General features: G+C 36.5%; 6 protein-coding genes. All 6 read right to left on the bottom strand.

Annotated elements, in window-relative coordinates; translation table 11 throughout:
* Positions 1-588: 588 nt before the first annotated feature.
* Positions 589-942: a Spx/MgsR family RNA polymerase-binding regulatory protein gene (locus Q0507_RS08075; protein ID WP_004698187.1), complete on the bottom strand. Its 354-nt coding sequence runs from the start codon at positions 940-942 to the stop codon at positions 589-591.
* Between the two features lie 86 nt (positions 943-1028).
* Positions 1029-1349: a HigA family addiction module antitoxin gene (locus Q0507_RS08070; RefSeq protein ID WP_298714887.1), complete on the bottom strand. Its 321-nt coding sequence runs from the start codon at positions 1347-1349 to the stop codon at positions 1029-1031.
* 16 nt (positions 1350-1365) lie between these two features.
* Positions 1366-1650: a type II toxin-antitoxin system RelE/ParE family toxin gene (locus tag Q0507_RS08065; protein ID WP_298714885.1), complete on the bottom strand. Its 285-nt coding sequence runs from the start codon at positions 1648-1650 to the stop codon at positions 1366-1368.
* Between the two features lie 356 nt (positions 1651-2006).
* On the bottom strand, positions 2007-2723 hold the full coding sequence (locus Q0507_RS08060; RefSeq protein WP_298714883.1) for a DUF554 domain-containing protein: 717 nt from the start codon (positions 2721-2723) through the stop codon (positions 2007-2009).
* 481 nt (positions 2724-3204) lie between these two features.
* Positions 3205-3810, bottom strand: a complete 606-nt coding sequence (locus Q0507_RS08055; protein WP_298714882.1) for a DNA-3-methyladenine glycosylase I — start codon at positions 3808-3810, stop codon at positions 3205-3207.
* On the bottom strand, positions 3810-4253 hold the full coding sequence (locus Q0507_RS08050) for a hypothetical protein (protein ID WP_298714881.1): 444 nt from the start codon (positions 4251-4253) through the stop codon (positions 3810-3812). The genes Q0507_RS08055 and Q0507_RS08050 overlap by 1 nt, the downstream gene beginning before the upstream one ends.
* Positions 4254-4255 lie beyond the last annotated feature (2 nt).

Genomic DNA, 4255 nt, shown 5'->3' with positions numbered 1-4255 from the left:
CGCAGAGACACCTGCGCTGATAAAGACTGTAAAAACTTCATATAGACCTCTCTATAAACTATATACCGGCCTTACTTAATCCGGAAATAAAATACAAAACAAATAATTAAATAGTAAGGTACACCCCATGCGGTATGACACTAATCTTGTATTACTATTTTTCTGATATTAACCTAATAGTAATCACCTATTGATCTGAAGCACCTTATATTTCTATTTTAAATCTTTATAGTACCTATAGGTGTATATCTATTGTAAAAATATTATACAAAATATACAAGTTATATACAAATCAAAATTTTTGATAAATGAGAGACCCTAGTTGGAGATACTAATTTCATATAAAAAGAAAAGCCCCTATCTCTAAAAATGACTTAGCCTCCCTAGAGCCCCCAGTTGTTGCTCTAATTTCATAAATTGTATAAAAAAAAGAACGGACCTATCTCTAAAATGACTTATCCGTAAAGAGGTTCTAGTTGTGAGCTCTAATTTCTTTATTAAAAATGCAGAAAGAACAGGTCTCTAAAAACGACTTAGCTCGCTATGGAGGCTTTTAGGGACCTGTTCTTTCGGTTAACTAATATGAAATTAGAGCTTCAACGCCTCAATCCATTCTGCTTCTTTAAAGCCAACGAGTACTTTGTCTTCAAGAACCAAGATAGGACGTTTTACAAGCATGCCATTAGATGCTAATAAAGCTAGTTTTTCTTCTTCACTTAGGTTCGGCAATTTATCCTTTAATTGTTGTTCACGGTAAATCATACCGGAAGTATTAAAGAATGCTTTCAAATCCTTACCAGATTGTGGATACCAAGCAGCAATTTCCTCTGCTGTAGGATTTTCGGACTTGATGTCACGATCTGTGTACTTAATTTTGTGATCATCTAAGAATTTCTTTGCTTTTTTGCATGTTGTGCATTTAGGATATTCAACGAATAACATAGGTTCTCCTTATATCAATATTCAATGTTGTAACAACTTACTTATTTAAGTTAATTTTACCAAATACATCGAAGATTATCAATCTCTTATTGACAGTCTACGGGGTCTAATAAAGCACAATGTGTAATAGAGGATAATACTTCATCCATACCCTCACTAAGTTTTGCAGTACGCAAATCAACATCCATCTGTAAACGCAAGAAATACCCTTCTGAAACACCAAAGTATTTCGCTAAACGCAACGATGTATCTGCTGAAATAGACCGTGTACCATTCAATATTTCTTGAATCCGTGAAACAGGCACCTGTATATCCTTAGCTAAACGATATGCAGATAGTCCTAATGGATCCATAAACTCTTCCTTTAATATTTCACTAATGGTAGGTGTAGGAATAAACTTATCCATATAAATCCCCTCTCTATTAATGATAATCTACAATTTCTACATCATAAAAACTATTAATCTCTTTCACTTTAAAACACAGTCTATACTGACTATTAATCCGCAAACTATACTGACCAAATCGATCTCCTTGCAACAACTCCAAGCGATTACCTGGTGACCAACGTAAATCTTGTAATGATTTAGCATTATCTAACAATAGTAATTTACGAAGAGCTAGCTTTTGTATAAACGGAGAAAAACGTTTAGAAAAGCTTTGATAGTAAACTTTTTCTGTTTCCTTATCCTTAAATCCGATAATCATAGAATCTCTCCTTTGATTATACCTGTTAGGCAGGTATATTTCAATAATATATACTTGAAGAATAACTATACATAGAATTAAAATTATTCTACAAATAATTTTGGTAAAAAGATTCTATAAAACATCATCTAAATCCTACACTTGCGATGACTCTATTGGTCACCTATTTCGGAATGTAATAAATTTACCCTATCGTCATAATTGAATTAAAACTATCATTAATTTCCACCTCAACTAAATTGATTTTAAAAAGTAAAAAGACCTATAGCCTCGACCGTATCATGTACAAAGTACACATCAAAGGTTCAGAGAATATAGATCTCTTATAAAAATCTATGTATTATTTGTAATACTAATTACAGTAAAAATGTAAGTCCCATCGCCATGAAGATGGCTGGCAAGAGGTTGGCAATACGTACTTTACCAGGCCAGATGAGGTCTATACCAACGCAGAAAATCAGAATAGATCCCACATAGGATAGATTATCGATGGCACTAGGTGTCATCAACGGCGCTGCGATATGTGCCATTGCCGTGATGAGCCATTGCGTAATACCTACAGGAATAAAGGAGAACAACGCCCCTTTGCCCATAGAGGATACCATAACCATAACGATAATACCGTCGAGGATGCCTTTTAAAAGCAACGTCTGATAATTACCAGTAAGACCGTCTTGAATGGCACCAAGTACACCCATAGCGCCTACGGTAAACGTCAAAGATGCAGTGATAAAAGCATGTGTAAACTTTGGATCACCAGCGTTGCCAGTGCGAGCTTTCACCCAGTCCCCAAACACCGTAATCCAATGATTAAGGTCGATAACTTCACCAATAACGGCGCCTACAACCATGCTAATAATCATCAACAGTGGCCCCGTTGTTTGTAAGGATCCATTGACAATGACGAGCATATACTGCATGGCTCCGCTCATGCCGAGGAGAAGCACGATAATACCGCTCACAATCATGAGCGTCTGCTTTAAATTTTCTTTCATAAAGCGACCAAACGCAAGACCGCACAGACCGCCACCTATAATGAGGCCAATGTTAATGGCCGTTCCCAAACCAATCATATATTTCCCTTCTTTAATTGTGAAAGCAACAATATAAATTCACTTCAGTATAGCAACTATATCGAAATAAATCAATTTGTATAGTATAAAACTAAATTAATTAGATTTTTTATATAGATCTATAGATAATCCTTGTTAATGCGGTTATAGATTTTCGTTAATATCTATATAAATCATCGTTAAGGCTGTTATAGATTTTATTAGTGCTATGTAGCGTCTCAGAGTGTTATAGACAGCAAAAAGCCTCTATCCGATAAGGATAGAGGCTCTGTGTTGTTTATAGCGTTGAGAGAGAACTTGTGAAAGACCCGCTTAGGAGAGAGAGAGAGTATATATGTTTATATAAAGCGGGCCGACATGAGATGAGTCGCTATCGCCTCATCGACTTTAGTGTACACCCGTTTCTATGGAATAACAAATTCAACTTTGTAACAATAATCATGTATAAAAATTATTGTTAACTAATATGTGCTTATCTCCATTAAGCTTCATCGTCTACAGGTAAATGTACGATATCCGCCGTTTTATTAATTTCATCAAAGCAAGGACAGTCTTTACCGTGATCATTGATGAGACCACTGGCTTGTAGGTGTGAATAAATTGTTACAGGCCCTACAAACTTAAATCCCCGTTTCTTTAAATCTTTGCTAATCCGCGTGGATAGACCATTTTTAGTAGGGAAATGACCTTCAGGATGATTTTCATAGATAATTGTCTTATTATCTGTGAACCCCCAAATATAGTTGCAAAACGAACCAAATTCAGATTGAATACGTTTAAAGGCAGAAGCATTATTGATGATAGCTTCGATTTTAAGGCGATACTTAACCATCCCTTCCGTCTGCATGATTCGTTCGATGTCGCTTTCACCATAAGCAGCAACCGTATCAATATCAAAATGATCAAAGCATGCTCGAATGATATCTCGTTTATTTAAGATCGTAAGCCAGCTAAGTCCACATTGGAGGTTTTCAAGACAAAGGTGTTCAAATTGAAGTTGATCATCATGAATTGGTCGGCCCCACTCATAATCGTGGTATTCATGATATAAAGGCGTCGTCGGCCATTCACAAGTAATCTTTTTCATTATACACCTCCATGTGCCCATACAAGGACATCATACATGAGCGCTACTACGAGCCCCATTACTAGATGACCACCCACGTAAAATGGCACTAAGTAATAAATGAACAAAAGTAAGGAATGTAAGGTTTTGCGAAGCCATACAATCGGCGTAGATGTATCGTCACCTACCTTACTATCAAGCCAATTATGGACGGCGTAAATAGGCGTTCCTAGACGACGAATCCAGTCAGGAAGACGCACACCAGGATTCAAGCCAGGGCAATAGAAAATCACCAACGGTAACGCTACTACATCAATAACGAGCAAGAAGGTTAACATAAAAGCAAACCAATCTAATTCGCCTTCCCATGTGAAAGGTTGTGCCATAAAACGGGCGCCCCACAAATAGGCCTTGTATACGATATACGGTTCTAATAGCCATAATAAGGGCTTCACTACACTCATGG

The sequence above is a fragment of the uncultured Veillonella sp. genome, from assembly GCF_938010505.1.
GTDB lineage: Bacteria > Bacillota > Negativicutes > Veillonellales > Veillonellaceae > Veillonella.
Note: the sequence above shows the minus strand (reverse complement) of the source record. Positions and strands in the feature narration are given on the sequence as shown.

Excerpts from the sequence above, each read along its gene's own strand:
- Q0507_RS08060 (WP_298714883.1), bottom strand. The coding sequence starts at position 2,723 with ATGATTGGTTTGGGAACGGCCATTAACATTGGCCTCATTATAGGTGGC.
- Q0507_RS08055 (WP_298714882.1), bottom strand. The coding sequence starts at position 3,810 with ATGAAAAAGATTACTTGTGAATGGCCGACGACGCCTTTATATCATGAA.
- Q0507_RS08065 (WP_298714885.1), bottom strand. The coding sequence starts at position 1,650 with ATGATTATCGGATTTAAGGATAAGGAAACAGAAAAAGTTTACTATCAA.
- Q0507_RS08070 (WP_298714887.1), bottom strand. The coding sequence starts at position 1,349 with ATGGATAAGTTTATTCCTACACCTACCATTAGTGAAATATTAAAGGAA.
- Q0507_RS08050 (WP_298714881.1), bottom strand. The coding sequence starts at position 4,253 with ATGAGTGTAGTGAAGCCCTTATTATGGCTATTAGAACCGTATATCGTA.
- Q0507_RS08075 (WP_004698187.1), bottom strand. The coding sequence starts at position 942 with ATGTTATTCGTTGAATATCCTAAATGCACAACATGCAAAAAAGCAAAG.